The sequence below is a fragment of the Brachybacterium sp. sponge genome (assembly GCF_001613775.1).
Taxonomy (GTDB): Bacteria; Actinomycetota; Actinomycetes; order Actinomycetales; family Dermabacteraceae; genus Brachybacterium; species Brachybacterium conglomeratum.
Map to the genome: position 1 here is coordinate 1,371,655 of NZ_LRMP01000001.1, position 19,280 is coordinate 1,390,934.

The following is a 19,280-nucleotide window of genomic DNA, read 5'->3' on the forward strand; positions in this document are numbered from 1 at the left end:
GGATGCCGGGCCCACTGTGGAACAATGAGGACGATCGGACGACCCCGTGCGGAGCACCGCCGGTCGTCATCGACCCCACCGACGAAGGAGAGTGCCCCCATGGCAGTCGTTTCCCCGGATCAGTACGCAGAGATGATCGATCGCGCCAAGGCGGGCAAGTTCGCCTACCCGGCCGTGAACGTCTCCAGCTCGCAGACCGCCACCGCCGCCCTCCAGGGCTTCGCCGAGGCGAACTCCGACGGCATCATCCAGGTGTCCTTCGGCGGCGCCGAGTACCTCTCCGGCTCCACCATCAAGGACCGCGTCGCGGGCTCTATCGCGCTGGCCGAGTACGTCCATGCCGTCGCGAAGAACTACCCGATCAACGTCGCGCTGCACACCGACCACTGCGCCAAGGAGGTCCTCCCCACCTGGGTCGAGCCCCTCATCGAGTGGGACCTCGAGAACCGCGTGAGCAAGGGCCTGGACCCGCTGTTCCAGTCGCACATGTGGGACGGCTCCGCCGTGCCGGTCGACGAGAACCTCGAGATCGCCGAGAAGCTGCTGGAGAAGTCCGTCGCCGCCAAGAAGATCCTCGAGATCGAGGTCGGCGTCGTCGGCGGCGAGGAGGACGGCGTGGAGGCGAACGTCTCCAACGACAAGCTCTTCTCCACCCCCGAGGACGGCCTGAAGACTGCCAAGAAGCTCGGCCTGGGCGAGCGCGGCCGGTACCTCACCGCGCTGACCTTCGGCAACGTGCACGGCGTGTACAAGCCGGGCAACGTGAAGCTGCGCCCCTCCGTCCTGCTGGACATCCAGAAGGCGGTCGGCGCCGAGTACGGCCAGGACATGCCCTTCGACCTGGTGATGCACGGCGGCTCCGGCTCCACCCTGGAGGAGATCCAGGAGGCCGTCGACAACGGCGTCATCAAGATGAACATCGACACCGACACCCAGTACGCCTTCACCCGCCCCGTCGTCTCGCACATGTTCGAGAACTACTCGGGCGTGCTGAAGGTCGACGGCGAGGTCGGCAACAAGAAGGCCTACGACCCCCGCGCCTGGGGCAAGAAGGCCGAGGCCGGCATGGCCGCTCGCATCGTCGAGGCCTGCGAGAACCTCCGCTCGGCCGGCACCCACCAGGCCTGAGCGACGACCTGATGCGCTGAGCGCCGACCCGGCGCCTGCACGAGAAGGACCCCGGAGCCCATGGCTCCGGGGTCCTTCCCTGTCCGGAGGCGATCCGGTCGCCGCGGCGCTCCGCGCTGCTCCTGTACCGCCCGTGCCGCTCCCGCCCTTCCCGCGCTGCTCTCATCCCGTCCGCGCTGCTCCTGTCCCGCGCGCGGCGGGGCGGCGAGAATCTGTGAGTCCCAGGACTCATGCGCGACGGCGCATGGGTCCTGGGACTCACAAAAGGTGGCGGACCGAGGGCGGCCGACGGTGCGGCCGCGGGGGTGGCCGGCGCTCACCAGCGGTTCCCGGCGGCGCGGCCCATGACCCGCTTCAGCGCGGGCAGCACGTCGGCCAGGAAGATCCCGGCGATGATCACGCCGGCCAGCATGAACAGCATGCTGCTGCCGCGGCCGACCGGGTACGGCAGGGAGAGGAAGCCCAGCAGCATCGCGACGCCGGTCAGCACGCACCAGAACACCTTCGAGCGCTTGCCCGCGGCCGTGTAGGCGTCGGGGCGGAAGCGCAGCGCATTGACGAACGCCCAGATCTCGAGGGCGAGCAGGGCCACGGCGAGGATCAGGAAGATCCACATCTGGATGAGGGCGATCATCGCCCCAGGATAGGGGCGCGCCCTGGACGCTCCCCGCAGACGCGCCCCTCGCCCCCTAGACCGCGCTGCTCGCGCCCGGGTCGCCGCGGCGCCCGCGTCCCGGGCCGCGCCGCCCGCTCAGCGGCGGCGGTCGGGGTCCGAACGGTCCGTGATCAGCAGCTCGAGCGCCTCGGTCGTCGCCGGCGGCTCCACCGCCTTCATCTCCATCGTCATCGGGCGCGGGCCGATCGCGTCGCCGTCGGCGGCGATGACCAGGCTCGGCAGGAACTTCTTCGCCTCCGAGGCGGTGAGCCCCGTGGCCTGCAGCAGGTCGATCGCGAGCGAGCGCAGCTGGATCGTGAGGGTCACGCCCTCGAAGTGGCCGGCTCGCCCCGGCCGCAGCCCCTCGTCGTTGCGCAGCAGCATCTCGGGGGTGAGATAGGAGCCGAACAGCCGCAGCCGGCGACGCGCCGTGGTGAAGTCGACCTCCTCATGGGTGACGGCGACCCGCAGCTCCTGCACGGCGTCGCGGGCGGCGAGCAGCGCGTCGGCCAGGGTCGAATGGGCGTCCCCGCGCACGGCCTCCAGGAACTCCGCCTGGCGGCGCGCGATCACGCGCAGGTTCCGCATCGCCCGGTCGGAGCCGACCAGCAGGTGCTGGATGCGCTCGACCTCCTCGGCATGGCGCAGCCCGGTGGGGGAGAAGGTCGCCATCTCGTTGGCGACGTCATTGGCCAGGCTCCACTCGTCGGTGTACTTCTGGGAGACGTCGCGCAGATTCCGCAGCGTCGCCCGCGCCACCCCGCGGTCCCCGGTGCGGGCGGAGACGGCAAGGCTGACCAGCGCGTCCTCGAGCTCACGGTAGAAGGAGTCCGCGGCACGGGACTGGAGTCTGCGCGGATTGCCGGAGAGCAGCAGGTGGATGACGAGCGCCACGCTCACGCCGGTGAGCGCGTCCAGCACCCGCCCTCCCGGGGTCATGGTGGGGGTGGCCGGCATGATCATCACCAGCAGCGACTGGATGGTGACCTGAAAGCCGAAGAGGTTGCTGGACTCGAGGAAGCGCGCGAGCATCCCCGCGCCGAACACGACCACCAGGATCTGCCACGCGCCGGAGCCGATCACCTGGCGGGCCAGCTCTCCCAGGAGCACGCCGAGCATCACGCCGCAGCCCAGCTCGACCACTTTGCGCATCTTCTTCTCGATACCGAAGCCGATGATGATGAAGGCGACGATCGAGGAGAAGAACGGGAACTCGTGCCCCCACACGAACTGGCTGATCAGATAGGCGAGCGAGGCGGCGAGCGCCGCGCGGGCGACCGTGAGCGCGTCGGCGCGGCCGCGGGAGACGCCGCCGCGCAGCCGGCCCGACAGGGCGCCGCGGACGCGCTCGATGACGGGCAGCGGCCCGGTGGGCGTGAGCGAGAAGTGCTTCATGCGGGCACCGGATCCTGGCGCCGACGGCGCAGCAGCTCCTCGAGCTCGAAGGTGTCGCCGTCGCGGGCGCCGCGGCCGACGACGAGCGGTGCGGGCGAGGGCTCGGGCGCCTCGCCGCGCAGCCGGGCGAGGAGGCCCCCCTCGACCCGCAGGACGTAGTAGCGGCCCTCCGCGTCCACCGCGAGGGAGCGGTCGCGCTTGAGGTACCAGCCGCTCAGGCCGGTGCGCACGGTGCCGCTGCCGCGATAGGGCCGCGCCCGCAGCGGCACCGGGGCGATGCCGTCGGCGAGATAGCCGGCCACCGCCTCCCGGATCAGCGCGGTGGCCCGTGCGTGCTCGTCCTCACGGGCGGCGCGGAGTGCCTGCTCCTTGGCCTCGACCACCTCGCGTCGGTGGCGGGACCACTCCTGCTGCTCGGCCTGGCTGTCCATGACGCCATTCTTCCAGGCCGCGGCGCCGAGCACAGCGGAGCCGGGCAGGAGGTGCGGTGCAGGGGATGTGCGAAGAGCGTGGAGGCGCGGCTCAGAGCTTCGCGGTCGCGGGACGTTCGCCGTGGTCGCGGGGCACCACGACCGGCTCCTGGGAGGCGTCGATCCAGAGCGCGCCGGTCTCGTCGTCGGCCTCGCCGAGGAGCACCTGCACGGACAGCGCCGCATCCAGCGGGACCGCCCGACGCACGACGGCGAGGGCGATCGGGCCGAGGTCCGCATGGAGGGCGGCGGAGGTGACGGCGCCGACGACCTTCCCGTCGGCCCCGCCCAGGCGCACCTCGCCGCCGGGGGCGACGGGGACGTCCTGGGAGCCGTCGAGATGGAGCATCACCAGGCGCCGCGGCGGCTGGCCTAGGTTCAGCACCTTCGCGACGGTCTCCTGGCCGCGATAGCAGCCCTTGGCGGTGTGCACGCTGGTGCGCAGCAGGTCGAGCTCGTGCGGGATGGTGCGCTCGTCGACCTCGCGCGCCTGGCGGGCGCGATGGTCCGCGATCCGCACCGCCTCCCAGGAGCTCATCCCGGCCAGCTGCCGCTGCTGCCAGGGCAGCGCCTCGAGCGCCGCGGCGGGGAAGATCGAGAGGACCTGGCCGGCCGGGTCCTCGGGCGCAGGACCGTAGGCGACGCCGCCGGGGGCGACCTCGGGCCAGGGCTCGGACCACACGGCGACGGGCTCGGGCAGATCGAGGTCCGCGAGCACCTCTGCCGCCGGGGCGAGAGCGCCCAGCACCCGCAGATCGTCGCGATCGAGGATCTCGACCCGGGCGGCGAAGCGCATCATCTCCAGGTAGCGGCGCAGGCCCGCGCGCGCCCCGGCGTCGAGGACCAGCAGCAGCGACTCGTCGCCGATCACGATGGCCGCGGCGAGATGCTCGACGCGGCCCTGCGGGGAGAGCACCGCGAGGGAGGACGAGGTGCCGACGGGCGTGCCGGTGAGGACCTGGGTGGAGACCGTGGTCATCCAGCTGCGGGCGTCGGCGCCGCTGACCTCGAGCAGCTCGAGCTGGCCGAGGTCGACGACGGCCTCCCGCTCCAGCAGGCGGCGCTGCTCGCGCAGCGGGGCGCCGTAGTGGGCGGGCACGGACGCGTCCGGGCCCTCGCCGAGGACCGCGTCGCGCAGGGACAGGGGGCGGATCTCGCGCACGGGACCGGACACGGGATCAGACACGATGCAGCTCCAGGGAGAGGTGGGGGAGGAGCGCCGTCTCGCCGGGCGCTCCCTCGGGGGCGGGGCCGCGCTGCTCCCAGAGCCACATGAGGCGTCCGGAGATGTAGCCGACCATGCGCGTCGCGGCGACCTCGCCGTCGGCGCCGGGGAGGGCGAGCTGCAGGCGCGGCCCGCGGACCTCGCCGCGCCAGGTCTCCGCGGCCTCGCCGCGGCGCTCGAAGCGCGCCTCCAGATGATGGGACAGCTGCCCCTCGGGGCTGCCGGGGCGTGCGGCCTCGGCGGCGGCGCGGTCCTGCCCGGGCAGGAGATCGCCGACGGTCCACACGCCGTCCTCGCGGTGCAGCAGGCTCCGCTCGCCGGTCGACGGCGCGGCGGGGGCGTCGTCGTCCCCGGCCTCCGCGCGGGCGAAGGCGCTCGTGGGCGGCAGGGGAGCGGGCGCGTCGACCCGGTGGATCGTCGAGCGCCAGGCGAGGGTGCCGTCCTCCTGGGCGGTGCACACGAGACGCTGCTCGACGCGCACGTCAGGGGTGCCCGGGGACGGGGCGGCGAGGGCACCGCTGCCCTCCCACTCGCCGATCAGCCAGGCGAGCGGGTACAGGGAGCGTGGGAGGGAGGGGTCGAGCGTGATGGGCATCGGTGCCGCGGGGCGCTCAGCGGTTGAACAGGCGGCTGATCACCAGCACGGAGAAGCCGAGGACGAGGATGCCCACCAGGACGACGAGGGCGAGGAAGAACAGCGACAGCGCAGACATGGCGGCGAGTCTACCGCCGTCAGCCGAACAGCGTGATCGCCAGATGCGCGAGGACGCCCACGGTCGCGACCGGCACCGCCGCCACCGCCAGCGAGGGGACCGGCTCGTGCGCGACGAGCGAGGAGCCCACCAGCAGATGCGCGCTGCTCGCCCCGATCGCCGTCGCCACGCCCAGCATCACCGCGATCGGCAGGGCGAGCGAGGCCAGCGACACCGCGAGCAGGCAGGTCAGACCCGCCCCCACCGCCACCGAGAGCACGAAGCGGGGCAGCGCGGGCAGCGGCGTCCAGTCCAGCAGCAGCGTCGCGGCGAGGCCCGTCGCGACGGCGGTGACCACGGCCGTGCTCCCGGAGGCCTGGGCGTCGACCTGGGCGATCACCCAGGTCGCGGCGAGCCCGGCGAGGAAGACCCCGGCGACCGTGCCCGTGAGCGAGGAGGTGAGGTCGCGGCGGTCGCGCCGGAGCATCTGGTGGACGAAGGAGGCGAAGATCCCCACCGCGCACAGCATCACGATCGCGGAGACGGGGGTGAGGCGCTCGGGGACGAGGACCGCGACCAGCGCGCCGCCGATCCCGGTGCCGGCGACGACCACGCGGGTCCCGATCGCGGAGGGCAGCTCGAGCAGCCCGGGCCAGGAGATCCCGATCAGCAGCCCGAGCAGGCCGACGGAGGTCGCCATCAGCACGGGGGAGAGGGGGCCGGTGAGCGAGACGAGCGCCAGGAGCAGCGCGAGGGCGGCGCCGAGGGGTGCGCGCTCGGGAGCGGTCACGGGGCCTCCCTCGCTGTCTCTGCCGGTCGCTCGATGGGTCGCCGACGGCTCGAGGTCCGCGGCGCTACAGTGGCAGTCTACGAGTGCCCGCAGGTGGAGGCATACTCGTGCCGCTCACCACCGCCGTCCGTCGTCCCGGAAGGACCCCATGATCTCCACGGCCGAGCTGTCACAGGAGCACCGTGACCAGATCCTCGATCTGCTCGGCGCGGTGACCGCGCACGACGGCGTCTCCCCGCTCGACGAGGCGGCGAGCCTCGCGCTCGAGGGCGACGGCGGCCGGCACCTGCTCCGCCTCGAGGGGGACCGCGCGGTCGCCTACGCCAGCGTGCTCGCCGACGGCACCGTCCAGGGGATGGTGCGCCCGGAGGTGCGCCGCCGCGGCCACGGCACCGCCCTGCTCGAGGCCGCGCTCTCCGAACGGCCCGACGCCGGGGTCTGGGCGCACGGCGCGCTCGAGGGCTCCCTCGCCTTCCTCTCCGCGGCCGGGCTCGTCGAGACGCGCCGCCTGCTCACCCTGCACCGCGCGCTCGGGGCCGACGCCGCGCTCGAGCCCGTGCCCGAGTCCTCCCTGTCCGGGCTGACCCTGGGCGTCTTCGATCCGGTGCGCGACGCGGACGCCTGGGTCGGGGTCAACTCCCGTGCCTTCGCCTCCCATCCCGAGCAGGGGGCGCTCACCCGAGCGGACCTGGACCAGCGCCTCGCCCAGCCCTGGTTCGACGCCGAGGACATGGTCGTCGCCCGTCGCGACGGGGAGCTGATCGGATTCGTCTGGGTCAAGCGGGAGCGGCCCGGCGCGACGGACGCCGACGCCGAGATCTACGTCGTGGCGACCGACCCGGCGGTGCAGGGGCACCGCATCGCGGCGGTGCTGCTGGCGACCGCGCTGCGTCGCCTGGCCGAGGGCGGGGTCCCCGGCGTCGAGCTGTACGTCGAGGCGGACAACACCGCCGCGCTGCGCCTGTACGAGCGCTGGGGCTTCGAGGTCTCGGGCCGCGACGTGCAGATGCGCCGTCCCGCAGCGGCCTCGGCATGAGCGTGAGCGTCGGCCCGGGCAAACCGCCTCCCGTCCTCGCCGCCGGCGCCCTCGCCTGGCGCGAGAAGGGCGGGAAGCTCCAGGTGCTGCTCGTGCACCGGCCCCGCTACGACGACTGGTCGGTCCCCAAGGGCAAGCTCGACAAGGGCGAGACCTTCCCTGCGGCCGCGGTGCGGGAGGTCGCCGAGGAGACCGGCTACCGGGTGCGCCTGCACCGGCCGCTTCCGGCCTCCGTGTACCTGCTGCCCGACGGGCGCACCAAGATCGTCCAGTACTGGCTCGGCACGGTCCGGGCGAAGGTCGCTCCCGGTCCGGAGAACGCCGCCGAGATCGACAAGGTCCGCTGGGTCCCGCTGGCGGAGGCCGAGGGGATGGTCGCGCGCCAGGGCGACCAGGTGCTGCTGCAGTCGCTGCGACGCTTCGCGGAGGCGGGGGAGCTGCGCACGGCGCCCGTCGTGATCCAGCGCCACGGAGCGGCGGTCTCCCGGTCGAAGTGGCGCCGCGGGGAGGGGGCCCGCCCCCTGAACTCGAAGGGGAAGAAGCAGGCCAAGGCCCTCCCGCCGCTGCTGGACGCCTTCGACCCGGGGAGCGTGGTGAGCAGCCCGTGGGAGCGGTGCCTGAGCACCGTCGAGCCGCTGGCGAAGAACGAGGGCCTCACGGTGCGCACCAAGGGCGAGCTCTCCGAGGCCGGCCACGCGGAGCACCCCTCCCGCACCGAGGCGGTCATCGACCGAGTCCTCAGCGAGGCGCGGCCGACGGTCGTGTGCACGCACCGTCCCGTGCTCCCCACGGTCATCGAGGCGGTGCGCCGCGTCTCCCGGCCCGGCGCGGCCCTCGAGCTGCCGCGCGAGGACCCCTATCTCGCCGCCGGCGAGGCCCTGCTGCTGCACGTCACGCCCGAGGGCGTCGTGGTGGCGATCGAACGACACCTGCCGAACATCGGCTGACGACGGACCGGAGAGAGCACGGATGAGCACGCAGTGGGGGCAGGATCCGTACGGGGCCTCGTCGGAGCGGTACGACCCGTACGGGTCGTCGGCGTCGGCGGATCCGTACGGCACCGCGGACCACCACGGCGCGGCGGATCCGTACGCCGCCGAGGATCCGTACGGCACGGCCGATGCGTACGGCGCGACGGATCCGTACGGCACGGCGGATCCGGACGGGACCGCGGGCCAGTACCGTACGGCCGATCCGTACGGGGCGCCGCAGCCCGGCGCCGGGGTGCATGATCCCTACGCCTCCCTGCACGGCGGTCTGTCCCGCGGCTCCTACGCCGCCCCGGGCTACACCCTCGCGGTGCCGCCGGCGCCGCCGAGCTCCGGGCTCGGCGTCGCCGGCTTCGTGGTCGGCCTGCTCGGGCTCACCCTGTGCGGAATGCTCGTCTCGCCCATCGGTCTCGTGCTGTCGATCCTGGGCATGCGGGAGACGTCCCCCGCCGCGGCCTCGCCGAAGGGAGGCCGCGGGCTCACGATCGCCGGGCTGGTCCTCTCGATCATCGGCACGGTCAGCCTGCTGCTCTTCATCGCCCTGGTGATCGTCAGCACGGCCCTCGGCGGGAGTTCCTGAGAGGCCGTCCAGGACGTGTCCCAGTGCACTCCAGAACCGTCGGATCGTCAGTGTGATGCGTTCGTAATCCTTCACTGACCTGCGAGTTCATGGGGACGGGAGGGCTGTTCACCTGGTGTTCACACAACGACGGGCCCCGCGTCATCTGCCCTCCCTAGGTTCGCCGCTGACAGACGTCAGCAGGTGTGAACCCGGGCCGTAGGCCCCGAAAGGACTCGCAGTGAACGTTCGCAAGAACAAGCTCGTCTCGCTCGCAGCGCTCGGACTCGTCGGCGGCCTCGCGCTGTCCGCGTGCGGCGGCGGCTCGGAGAACGGCGGCTCGGACGGCGCCTCCGACGGCGGCGGCGCCGCGGCCGGCGGCTACGCGGAGCTGACCGGCAACCTCGCCGGCTCGGGCGCGTCCTCGATGCAGAACGCCCAGACCGCGTGGACCGAGTCCTTCATGGGTCTCACCCAGGCCGAGGGCGGCGACCTCACGGTCACCTACGACCCCACCGGCTCCGGCACCGGCCGTGAGCAGTTCCTCTCCGGCCAGGTGCAGTTCGCCGGCACCGACGCCGCCCTGGACGAGGAGGAGCTCACCAAGTCCGCCGAGGTGTGCAACGACTCGCAGGCCTTCGACCTGCCGGTCTACATCTCCCCGATCGCCGTGGTCTTCAAGCTCGAGGGCGTCGACTCCCTGAACCTGACCCCCGAGACCATCGCCGGGATCTTCGCGGGTGACATCACCACGTGGAACGACCCGGCGATCGCCGAGTCGAACCCCGACGCCGAGCTGCCCGACAAGGACATCGTGCCGGTCCACCGCTCCGACGACTCGGGCACCACCGAGAACTTCACCGAATACCTCTCCGAGAACGCGCCCGACGCCTGGACCCACGGCCCGATCGAGACCTGGCCCATCGACGGCGGCCAGTCCGGCGACGGCACCTCCGGCATGAAGTCCACGGTCGAGGGCGGCGACGGCACCATCGGCTACATCGACGCCTCCCAGGCCTCCGGCCTCGGCACCGCCGCGATCCAGGTCGGCGACGAGTTCGTCGAGTACAGCGCCGACGCCGCCGCCAAGGCCGTCGACGTCTCCCCGCGCGAGGAGGGCCGCGAGGAGAACGACATCGTCGTGGAGCTCGACCGCACCACCGAGGAGGCCGGCGTCTACCCGATCGTGCTCGTCTCCTACCTCGCGCTGTGCGGCTCCTACGCCGACTCCGCGCAGGGCGAGGCCGTCAAGGCCTACGCCTCCTACATGGTCTCCGAGGAGGGCCAGGCCACCGCTGCCGAGGCCGCCGGCTCCGCCCCGATCTCCGAGGAGCTGCGCACCGACGCCCAGGCCGCGATCGACGGCATCACCGTCGGCTGATCCCGCCACCTCACGACAGCGTGTCGCCGGGCCGCACCGGCCCGGCGACATCGCTGTCCCCGCCGTCATCACCCCGGCCAGCGCCTCGCGCGAACCGTGAGCTCGGAGGAAGGTCCCCATGAGCACAGCTGACATCGAACCGGACGCGGCATCGGCCCCGCCCACCTCCATGAAGTCCGGTGGCCGCCGTTTCGGCGACGCGCTCTTCAACGCCCTGAGCGTCGGCTCCGGGCTCCTCATCTTCGTCACCCTCGCCGCGGTGGCCATCTTCCTCACCCTGGAGTCCCTCCCCGCGATCGTCGCGAGCCAGGAGTTCTCCGGCTCCGCGGACTTCTCGCTGATCGAGTACTCCCTGCCGCTCGTGTTCGGCACCGTGCTCGCCTCCGCGATCGCGCTGGTGATCGCGATCCCGATCTCCCTCGGCATCGCCCTGTTCATCTCGCACTTCGCGCCGCGCCGCCTGGCCTCGGCGCTCGGCTACATGATCGACCTGCTCGCCGCCGTCCCCTCGGTCGTCTACGGCCTGTGGGGCGGCGTGTGGCTGGTCCCCAAGCTCGAGCCGCTCTACGTCTTCCTCAACACCTACTTCGGCTGGATCCCGCTGTTCGCCGGCGAGCCGACGGCGCCGATGCGCAACCTCGCCTCCGCCTCCGTGGTCCTGGCCGTGATGGTCCTGCCGATCATCACCGCGGTCTCCCGCGAGGTCTTCCTGCAGACCCCGCGCCTGCAGGAGGAGGCCGCGCTCGCGCTCGGCGCCACCCGCTGGGAGACCATCCGCACCGTCGTGCTGCCCTTCGGACGCGGCGGCGTCGTCGCCGCGTCGATGCTGGGCCTCGGCCGTGCGCTGGGCGAGACCATGGCCGTGCTGATGATCCTCGCGCCCGGCGCGACCTTCTCCCTGCACGTCCTCGAGGTCGGCCGCCACAACTCGATCGCCGCGAACATCGCCTCGAAGCAGGCGGAGGCCTCCGGCGTCGACATGTCCCTGCTCATCTTCACCGGCCTGGTGCTGTTCGTGCTGACCTTCGTCATCAACGCCATCGCCCGGTGGATCGTCGCCCGCAGCGGCCCCAAGAGCTGAGAGGTCCACTATGAGCACCCCCACCACCGTGCGGACCGAGCCCTCGGTCCACCGCCCCCGTGACGAGCGCCGCCTGCCCTGGTACCACCTCGTCTTCACCGGCCTCGCCGGTCTCCTGGTCGCCATCGCCGTGCTGGCGATCGTCGGCGCCCTCTCGGTCACCAGCGCCATCCTGCTGGGATTCGTCCTCCACCTGCTCTTCGGCTGGGGCTACTCGCTCCTGCGCGAGGGCCCCCGATGGGCGACCGACCGGCTCATGACCCTGCTGGTCATCGGCGCGTTCGCGATCTCGATGTTCCCGCTGCTGTCGCTGCTGTGGTCCGTGATCTCCCGCGGCCTCACCCGCGTGATCGCCGCGAAGCCGACCACCTTCGCGTTCTGGACCCAGGACATGTCCGGCATCATCGGCGGCGCGGACGCCGGCGGCGTCTTCCACGCGATCATCGGCACGCTGCTGATCACCCTGTGGGCCTCGATCATCTCGATCCCCGTCGGCCTGTTCACCGCGATCTTCCTGGTCGAGTACGCGAACCAGGGCTGGAAGCGGACCCTCGGCAAGGGCGTCACCTTCCTCGTCGACGTCATGACCGGCATCCCCTCGATCGTGGCGGGCCTGTTCGGCCTGGCGGTGTTCATCGCCTTCATGCCCGACCAGTCCGTGCGCATGGGCATCATGGGCGCGGTCGCGCTCTCGCTGCTGATGATCCCCACCGTGGTCCGCAACAGCGAGGAGATGCTCCGCCTGGTGCCCATGGACCTGCGCGAGGCCGCCTACGCGCTCGGCGTGCCGAAGTGGCTCACGATCGTCAAGGTCGTGCTGCGCACCGCGATCGCGGGCCTGACCACCGGCATCACCCTCGCCATCGCCCGCGTCATCGGCGAGACCGCGCCGCTGCTGCTCACGGTCGGCATGGTCACCTCGGTGAACTGGAACATGTTCGACGGCCGCATGGCGACCCTGCCCACCTTCATCAACCAGCAGTACCGCAACGGCAGCGCGAACTGCATGTCGGACACGGTCACCAACCCGATCAACCAGGAGGTGTACGCCTGTGCGGTCAGCACCAACATCGACCGCGCCTGGGCGGCCGCCTTCACCCTGATCGTGATCGTGATGATCCTGAACATCATCGCGCGCATGATCAGCCACTACTTCTCCCCGAAGCTCAGCCGCTGAGCCGGGCCACCCACGCGAAAGGACATCTGATGGCAGCCCCCCAGCCCATCAACGTCGAGGACCTGAACATCTACTACGGCGACTTCCTCGCCGTCGAGGGTGTCGACGTGCAGATCCGGCCCCGTTCGGTCACGGCCCTCATCGGCCCCTCCGGCTGCGGCAAGTCGACCTTCCTGCGCACGCTGAACCGCATGCACGAGGTCATCCCCGGCGCGTACGCGAAGGGCAAGGTCGAGATCAACGGCGAGGACATCTACGACGCCAAGGTCGACCCGGTCAACGTGCGTCGCCGCGTCGGCATGGTGTTCCAGAAGGCCAACCCCTTCCCGACCATGTCGATCCGCGACAACGTGCTCGCGGGCGTGAAGCTCAACAACCGTCGGATCTCGAAGTCCGCGGCCGACGAGCTGGTCGAGCGCGCGCTGAAGGGCGCGAACCTCTGGAACGAGGTCAAGGACCGCCTCGACAAGCCCGGCATGGGCCTGTCCGGCGGTCAGCAGCAGCGTCTGTGCATCGCCCGCACCATCGCGGTCAAGCCCGAGGTCGTCCTCATGGACGAGCCCTGCTCGGCGCTCGACCCGATCTCGACCCTCGCGATCGAGGACCTCATCCACGAGCTGAAGGAGGAGTACACGATCGTCATCGTCACGCACAACATGCAGCAGGCGTCCCGTGTCTCCGACCGCACCGGCTTCTTCAACATCGCCGGCACCGGCAAGCCCGGGCACCTCATCGAGATCGACGACACCGACACGATCTTCACGAACCCCAGCAACAAGCAGACCGAGGACTACATCTCCGGCCGCTTCGGCTGATCGACGTACTGGCGAGGGACGAGCCGGTAGGAGATCAGCCAGGTGGACGGAGGCTGATCGACGTACTGGCGAGGAGCGCCGGGACCCTGGGCCGAGTGCCCGGGTCCCGGCGCTCCGTCGTCCCGGGACCGTCGGTCGCACCCGGACGTCATCCCACGGTCTGACGCCGCCGCCGCGAAACCGCTCCCCGGGGGGACGCGCCGGCAGGGGCCCGCGACGGATCGTAGGGGACATGAACTTCGCACCCCCTGCCTCCCACCCCTCCGCCGCCCCGTCGGCGCCCGCCCATCCCACGCCGATCCTCTCCGCCCGAGGGCTCGTACGCACCTACGGCAGCGACCAGACCGCCACCCGGGCCCTGGACGGCGTGGACCTCGACATCGCGCGCGCCGACTCCCTCGCCGTGATGGGTCCCTCCGGCTGCGGCAAGACCACCCTGCTGCACGTGCTCGCCGGGATCCTCGCCCCGACCTCCGGGACGGTGCGCCTGGACGGCGAGGCCCTCGCCGAGCTCGGGGACCGCCGGCGCACCCTGCTGCGCCGCAGCGAGTTCGGCTTCGTCTTCCAGGACGGCCAGCTGCTGCCCGAGCTGACCGCGGTCGAGAACGTGATCCTCCCGCGCATGCTCGGCGGCACCTCGCGCCGTGCCGCGACCGCCGAGGCCACCGCCTGGCTGGACCGGCTCGGCCTCGCGGGGATGCACCACCGCCGTCCGACCCAGCTCTCCGGCGGCCAGGCCCAGCGCGTCGCGGTCGCCCGCGCCCTCGCCGGCCGCCCGTCGGTCGTCTTCGCCGACGAGCCCACCGGCGCCCTGGACCAGGAGACCGGGCAGTCGGTCCTGGCGACCCTCGTCGACGCATGCGCCGAGACCGGCGCGAGCCTGGTCATGGTCACCCACGACGCGAAGGTCGCCGCGGCCTGCCGCCGCACCGTCGCGATGCGCGACGGCCGGATCGCCCGCGAGTACGTGCGCCCCGAGGGCACGCAGGGCACGGGGGACGCCCGATGAACGCCCTGCTCGCCTCCGCCCCGCTCCTGCTGCGCCGTCGCGGCGCCCTCGCCGACGTCCTGCCCGTGATCGCCTTCGCCGCGGCGACCGCGATCACCGGGACCGTGCTCGGCGGCGCCGCGGCCTTCGTCGGCCGCCTCCCCGCCGACGGCGAGGTCGCCTTCGAGGGGGAGGCCTCGCTGATCCCCTTCCTGGTCTCCTGCGCGATGGTCGCCTCGGTGCTGCTGATCCCGAGCGCCGTGGGGCTCGGCGGCTCCGCGGCGCGGCTCTCGCTCGCCCGGCGCGAGCAGGACCTCGCCTCGATCCGGCTCGTCGGCGGCACCGCCGGCCAGGTCGGCGCCGTGGCGGTCCTCGACGTCGCCGCGCAGGCGCTGCTCGGCGGGCTGCTCGGCGTGGTGCTGCACCTGGTCGTGACCCCGCCTCTGACCGCGCTCGACTTCGGGATCGCCCCGTTCACCACCGCGGACCTGCTGATGCCGTGGTGGGCGTATCCGCTGCTGGTGATCGGCATGGTCCTGCTCGCCGCGGGCTCCGCCGCCGTCTCCCTCACCGGGGTGGTGCTCAGCCCCCTCGGCGTCGCCCGCGACTCCCGCACCGTGCGGATGTCCGTGGTCCGTCTGGTGATCTGGGCGGTGCTGATCCTCGGCTTCCTCGTGTTCATGCAGGTGGGCGGCATGATCTTCGGCGGGGTCGCCGACGGCATGCTGTTCCTCGGGATCATGATCGTGTTCATCGGCGCGGTCGTCGCCGGCGTGAACGTGGTCGGCCCGTTCCTCGTCTGGGGCGCCGCGCTGCTCGCGGCGCGCATGGCCCCGACCCCCGCGATGATGGTCGGCGCGAGGCGCCTCGCCGCGGACCCGAAGGCCGGCTGGAGGGCCGTCTCCGGGATCACCTTCGCCCTGGTCATCGCGGGCTTCCTCACCACCATCGCGACGCTCACCCCGGACGGCGGCGCCCGTGCGGTCGAGGACCGGATGATGGCCACCGCCATGTCCACCGGCGGGCTGCTCACCCTCGGCATCGCGGCAGTCCTCGCCGCGGTCAGCACCGGCGTCACGCAGACCGCGCGGGTGATCGACCAGGCCCCGGTGCTGCGCGCCCAGCACATCGCCGGCGCCGAGGTGGGCCAGCTGCACCGGGCCCGCATCGCGGAGATCACGCTGCCGGTGCTGCTGAGCTCGGTGCTGGCGACCTTCACCGCCCTGCTCGTCGTGCTGTCGGTGCTGGGGTCCGGCGCCGCCGATCCGAGCGCGGCGGTGCGCTACCTGGTCAGCGTCGCCGGGGCCTACGCCCTGGTGATCCTCGCCGTGCTCGTCGCCTCCCCGCTCGTGCGCCGGTACGCGATGCGCACCGCATGAGCGGCACCTCCGCGTGCCCCGCCCCGCCTTCCCGCGGGGCGGGGCACGGCCGTTAGGCTGGGGCGATGGACATGCAGACCGTCGCCCCGCAGGACGTGCCCGAGGGTGCGCATCTCATCGACGTGCGCGAGCAGGCCGAATGGGATGCCGGGCACGCCCCCACCGCCCAGCACCTCCCGGCGAGCACGCTCCTGCAGAACCTCGAGCAGCTCCCGGAGACGGACGAGGACCTGTACATCGTCTGCCGCAGCGGCGGACGCTCCTTCCAGGTCGCGCAGTGGCTGAACGCCAACGGGTTCGACGCGATCAACGTCGGCGGCGGCATGGACCAGTGGTTCGAGTCCGGGCTGCCGATCGAGTCCGACGGCGAGGGCGAGGCCTTCATCCTCTGAGGCGCCTCCCTCAGAGCGGCAGCACGTCCTTCAGCAGCGCGTAGCCCACGAACGCGGCCACGTCGAGGAGGGTGTGCGCCACGACCAGCGGCATCGTCCGACGGGTGCGTCGGTACCACTCGCCGAACACCAGCCCCATCACCAGGTTCGCGAGCCCCGGACCCACCCCCTGATAGGTGTGGTATGCGCCGCGCAGCAGGGCCGAGGCGAGCAGGATACGACCCGGCGACCAGCCGAGCCGTTCGAGGCGCTGGTAGAGGTAGCCGACCACGATCACCTCCTCGAGCAGCGCGTTCTTCAGCGCGTGGAGGATCAGCACCGGAGTGGTCCACCAGTGGGTCGCGAGCGCCGCCGGGATCACCTCCACGGTCGCGCCCAGAGCCCGGCCCAGGTAGTAGACGGCCAGCCCCGGCACCCCGATCGCGGCGGTGAGCAGCAGCCCGTGGCCCAGGTCCCGCAGCGGCCTGGCGAGGTCCAGCCCGAGGTCGCCGAGCGCCTGGCGCAGCGAGCCCGCGGTCGCGGCCAGCAGCAGCACCACCAGCACGACCGGCACCAGGGCGAAGGCGATCGAGAGCAGCTGGTACAGCAGGTCCAGCCACGCATCCTCCCGCAGCGAGGAGTTCAGCGAGGTCGACTGGCCGGAGAGGGGGCCGGCGGCGAGGGCCTGGGCCAGCGCGATCAGCGAGTACACGGCGCTGCGCCCCAGCGAGAGCGCCAGCACGATCAGCACCTCGGCGCGCAGCCAGGCCGGGCTCGGTCTCCACGTCTCCACGCGCACATGCTCTCACCCCGGCTCCGTGCCAGACTCGATCCCATGACTGCCTCGCTTCCCGCTGCAAGCACCTCCCGCCCCGTCGTCCTGGTCACGGGCGCGAACCGGGGGATCGGCCGCGCCGTCGCGCACGAGCTGGCCGCCGACCACCACCTGCTGCTGGGCGGGCGGGACGAGCAGGCGCTCGCCGCGCTCGCCGCCGAGCTCCCGTCGGCCGAGCCCTTCGTCGCCGAGCTCACCGACCCCGCCGATCTCGACCGGGCGCTGACCGGCCTCGCCCTCGAGGAAGGACTCGCAGGCCTCGTCCACTCCGCCGGGATCCTGGTCAACGGCTCCGTCGGGGAGCTGACGCCCGCGGACTGGGAGCGGAACTTCGCGGTCAACGTCACTGCCGTCTCGGAGCTGACCCGGCGCCTGCTGCCCGCGCTGCGCGCGGCTCGCGGCACCGTCGTCGCCGTGAACTCGGGCTCCGGCTACGCCGCGAAGGGGGACCGCGGCGCCTACTCCGCCTCGAAGTTCGCGCTGCGCGCCTGGGCCGACGCGCTGCGCCAGGAGGAGCTCGCCGCGGGCGTGCGGGTCAGCTCGGTCCACCCCGGCCGGGTCGACACCGAGATGCAGCACGAGCTGCGCGCCGCCGAGCAGGGCGCCTACGAGGCCGAGCAGTACCTTCGTCCGGCCACGGTCGCCGCGGCGATCGGCTTCGTGCTGCGCGCCCCGGAGGACGCAGTGGTGACGAGCCTGGACCTGCGCCCCCGCGCGATCGGCTGACCCGGCGCGGCCGACGGGCCGGCCCGACCCGGGCCCCGTCCGCCGGAGTCAGGACGACCCCTCCTGCTCGCCCGAGCAGGAGGGGTCGTCGGCCGTGCGGGGCGCGTCAGCCGCGCTGGTCGTCCAGGTGGCCGACGAGCTCGGCGGCGAGGCCCACGTAGGTCTGCGGGGTCAGGGCCAGCAGCCGCTCCTGCTCCGCCTCGGGAAGGCCGAGCGAGGAGATGAACTCGCGCATCCCCTCCCCGTCGACGCGGTGGCCGCGGGTGAGGTCCTTCAGCCGCTCGTAGGGGTTGTCCAGTCCCTCGTGGCCCTGCACGCCCAGGGTGCGCATCACGGACTGCACCGCCTCGCCGAGCACCTCCCAGTTGCCCTCGAGGTCCGCGGCCATCGCGTCGGCGTCGACGTCCAGGCCCGCCAGGCCCTTGCGGATGTTCGCGATCGCGAGCAGCGAGTGGCCCAGCGCCGGGCCGACGTTGCGCTGCGTGGTCGAGTCGGTGAGGTCGCGCTGCAGGCGCGAGGTGACCAGGGTCTGGGAGAGCACGTCCAGCAGCGCGCCGGAGACCTCGAGGTTCGCCTCCGCGTTCTCGAAGCGGATGGGGTTGACCTTGTGGGGCATGGTCGAGGAGCCGGTGCCGCCCTGCGCGGACAGACGCTGGCGGAAGTAGCCCAGCGAGATGTAGGTCCACACGTCGGTGGCGAGGTTGTGCAGGATCCGGCCGGCGCGGGCGATGTCGGCGTAGATCTCGGCCTGCCAGTCGTGGGACTCGATCTGCGTGGTCAGGGGGTTCCAGGTCAGGCCCAGGTGCTCCACGAAGGTGCGGGCGACGCGCTCCCAGTCAGCGCCCGGCACGGACACGGCATGCGCGGCGTAGGTGCCGGTCGCGCCGTTGATCTTGCCGAGCGTCTGGTTCGCGGGGATGCGGCGGGCCTGCCGTCCCAGGCGGTGCGCGAAGACCGCGATCTCCTTGCCGAGGGTGGTGGGCGTCGCGGCCTGGCCGTGGGTGCGCGAGAGCATCGGCACCGCGGCGGTCTCCCGGGCGAGGGCCTCGAGGTCGCCGATCAGCGCCTCGAAGGCGGGCAGCCACACCTCGTGCACGGCCCCGCGGATCATCAGCGCGTAGGCGAGGTTGTTGACGTCCTCACTGGTGCAGTAGATGTGCACGACCTCGGCGAGCGGCTCGAGGGAGGTGCCGGCCAGGCGGCGCTTGATGTAGTACTCGATCGCCTTGACGTCGTGGACGGTCTCCCGCTCGATCTCGGCGTGCTCGGCGATGCCGTCGGCGCCGAAGTCCTCCGGGATCGCGCGCAGCAGCTCGCGCTCCTCGTCGGTCAGGGTGCGCAGACCGGGGATCACCTCGCCGTCCAGCAGGTGGATCATCCACTCGGTCTCCACCACCAGGCGGGAGCGGTTCAGCGCCGCCTCGGAGAGGTGGTCGACCAGCGGCGCGACCTGGCCGCGGTAGCGGCCGTCGAGCGGGGTGAGGGCGATCGGGGGAGTGATGTCCGCGAAGGAGTGAGCCATGGCGGTCATTCTCCCAGAATCGCGCGCGCCCGCGCCGCCGGGGCCGACGGGCGGGCGCGGGGCACC

At 72.5% G+C, this 19,280-nt stretch carries 20 protein-coding genes; 12 read left to right on the plus strand and 8 right to left on the minus strand.

Annotation, left to right across the window (positions count from 1 at the left end):
* Positions 1-99 precede the first annotated feature (99 nt).
* Complete coding sequence (fbaA, locus tag A4A78_RS05955; protein ID WP_010549550.1) at positions 100-1,128, plus strand: class II fructose-bisphosphate aldolase; 1,029 nt, start codon at positions 100-102, stop codon at positions 1,126-1,128.
* Between the two features lie 316 nt (positions 1,129-1,444).
* Here fbaA and A4A78_RS05960 read toward each other — a convergent pair whose 3' ends face one another.
* The 6 genes from A4A78_RS05960 to A4A78_RS05985 all read right to left on the minus strand — a co-directional run bounded on the left by A4A78_RS05960 (position 1,445) and on the right by A4A78_RS05985 (position 6,355).
* On the minus strand, positions 1,445-1,762 hold the full coding sequence (locus A4A78_RS05960; protein WP_062947423.1) for a DUF2516 family protein: 318 nt from the start codon (positions 1,760-1,762) through the stop codon (positions 1,445-1,447).
* Between the two features lie 117 nt (positions 1,763-1,879).
* Positions 1,880-3,178 (minus strand): aromatic acid exporter family protein, encoded by a 1,299-nt coding sequence (locus tag A4A78_RS05965; protein WP_062947424.1) that lies wholly within the window; start codon positions 3,176-3,178, stop codon positions 1,880-1,882.
* The gene (locus A4A78_RS05970) at positions 3,175-3,609 is read right to left on the minus strand and encodes a hypothetical protein (RefSeq protein WP_062947425.1); all 435 of its coding nucleotides are present in this window, start codon (positions 3,607-3,609) and stop codon (positions 3,175-3,177) included. Before A4A78_RS05970 ends, A4A78_RS05965 begins: the two co-directional genes overlap by 4 nt.
* Before the next feature lie 91 nt (positions 3,610-3,700).
* Entirely contained in the window at positions 3,701-4,834 is a 1,134-nt protein-coding gene (locus A4A78_RS05975; protein ID WP_062947426.1) for a folate-binding protein YgfZ, read from the minus strand.
* Complete coding sequence (locus tag A4A78_RS05980) at positions 4,827-5,468, minus strand: heme-binding beta-barrel domain-containing protein (RefSeq protein WP_062947427.1); 642 nt, start codon at positions 5,466-5,468, stop codon at positions 4,827-4,829. Before A4A78_RS05980 ends, A4A78_RS05975 begins: the two co-directional genes overlap by 8 nt.
* A gap of 137 nt (positions 5,469-5,605) precedes the next feature.
* Positions 5,606-6,355, minus strand: a complete 750-nt coding sequence (locus tag A4A78_RS05985; RefSeq protein ID WP_062947428.1) for a hypothetical protein — start codon at positions 6,353-6,355, stop codon at positions 5,606-5,608.
* A 148-nt stretch (positions 6,356-6,503) separates the two neighbouring features.
* Here A4A78_RS05985 and mshD point away from each other — a divergent pair, with 148 nt between their 5' ends.
* From mshD to A4A78_RS06035, 10 genes are all read left to right on the plus strand, one after another.
* Positions 6,504-7,391 carry a mycothiol synthase gene (gene mshD / locus A4A78_RS05990; protein WP_062947429.1) on the plus strand — a complete coding sequence of 296 codons (888 nt, stop codon included), beginning with the start codon at positions 6,504-6,506 and terminating at the stop codon, positions 7,389-7,391.
* A complete protein-coding gene (locus A4A78_RS05995) occupies positions 7,388-8,338 on the plus strand; it encodes an NUDIX hydrolase (RefSeq protein ID WP_062947430.1) in 951 nt (316 codons plus the stop codon). The genes mshD and A4A78_RS05995 overlap by 4 nt, the downstream gene beginning before the upstream one ends.
* A 22-nt stretch (positions 8,339-8,360) precedes the next feature.
* Positions 8,361-8,960 carry a DUF4190 domain-containing protein gene (locus A4A78_RS06000; protein ID WP_062947431.1) on the plus strand — a complete coding sequence of 200 codons (600 nt, stop codon included), beginning with the start codon at positions 8,361-8,363 and terminating at the stop codon, positions 8,958-8,960.
* Between the two features lie 220 nt (positions 8,961-9,180).
* Entirely contained in the window at positions 9,181-10,320 is a 1,140-nt protein-coding gene (gene pstS, locus A4A78_RS06005; RefSeq protein WP_062947432.1) for a phosphate ABC transporter substrate-binding protein PstS, read from the plus strand.
* A 118-nt stretch (positions 10,321-10,438) separates the two neighbouring features.
* The gene (pstC, locus tag A4A78_RS06010; protein WP_062947433.1) at positions 10,439-11,401 is read left to right on the plus strand and encodes a phosphate ABC transporter permease subunit PstC; all 963 of its coding nucleotides are present in this window, start codon (positions 10,439-10,441) and stop codon (positions 11,399-11,401) included.
* Between the two features lie 10 nt (positions 11,402-11,411).
* Positions 11,412-12,578 (plus strand): phosphate ABC transporter permease PstA, encoded by a 1,167-nt coding sequence (gene pstA / locus A4A78_RS06015; protein ID WP_062947434.1) that lies wholly within the window; start codon positions 11,412-11,414, stop codon positions 12,576-12,578.
* A 29-nt stretch (positions 12,579-12,607) separates the two neighbouring features.
* Positions 12,608-13,393, plus strand: a complete 786-nt coding sequence (gene pstB, locus A4A78_RS06020; RefSeq protein WP_010549563.1) for a phosphate ABC transporter ATP-binding protein PstB — start codon at positions 12,608-12,610, stop codon at positions 13,391-13,393.
* A gap of 232 nt (positions 13,394-13,625) precedes the next feature.
* Positions 13,626-14,402, plus strand: a complete 777-nt coding sequence (locus A4A78_RS06025) for an ABC transporter ATP-binding protein (protein ID WP_062947435.1) — start codon at positions 13,626-13,628, stop codon at positions 14,400-14,402.
* A complete protein-coding gene (locus A4A78_RS06030) occupies positions 14,399-15,760 on the plus strand; it encodes an FtsX-like permease family protein (RefSeq protein WP_062947436.1) in 1,362 nt (453 codons plus the stop codon). Before A4A78_RS06025 ends, A4A78_RS06030 begins: the two co-directional genes overlap by 4 nt.
* Positions 15,761-15,825: 65 nt before the next feature.
* The gene (locus tag A4A78_RS06035) at positions 15,826-16,152 is read left to right on the plus strand and encodes a rhodanese-like domain-containing protein (RefSeq protein WP_010549566.1); all 327 of its coding nucleotides are present in this window, start codon (positions 15,826-15,828) and stop codon (positions 16,150-16,152) included.
* Positions 16,153-16,162: 10 nt separating this feature from the next.
* On the opposite strand, the gene A4A78_RS06040 is transcribed toward A4A78_RS06035, so the two are convergent.
* A complete protein-coding gene (locus A4A78_RS06040) occupies positions 16,163-16,930 on the minus strand; it encodes a CPBP family intramembrane glutamic endopeptidase (protein WP_062947437.1) in 768 nt (255 codons plus the stop codon).
* A gap of 36 nt (positions 16,931-16,966) precedes the next feature.
* Here A4A78_RS06040 and A4A78_RS06045 point away from each other — a divergent pair, with 36 nt between their 5' ends.
* A complete protein-coding gene (locus tag A4A78_RS06045) occupies positions 16,967-17,692 on the plus strand; it encodes an SDR family oxidoreductase (RefSeq protein WP_062947438.1) in 726 nt (241 codons plus the stop codon).
* Positions 17,693-17,798: 106 nt separating this feature from the next.
* Here the strand turns inward: A4A78_RS06045 and purB are convergent, their stop codons facing one another.
* Positions 17,799-19,214: an adenylosuccinate lyase gene (gene purB / locus A4A78_RS06050; protein WP_156488563.1), complete on the minus strand. Its 1,416-nt coding sequence runs from the start codon at positions 19,212-19,214 to the stop codon at positions 17,799-17,801.
* Between the last annotated feature and the right edge of the window lie 66 nt (positions 19,215-19,280).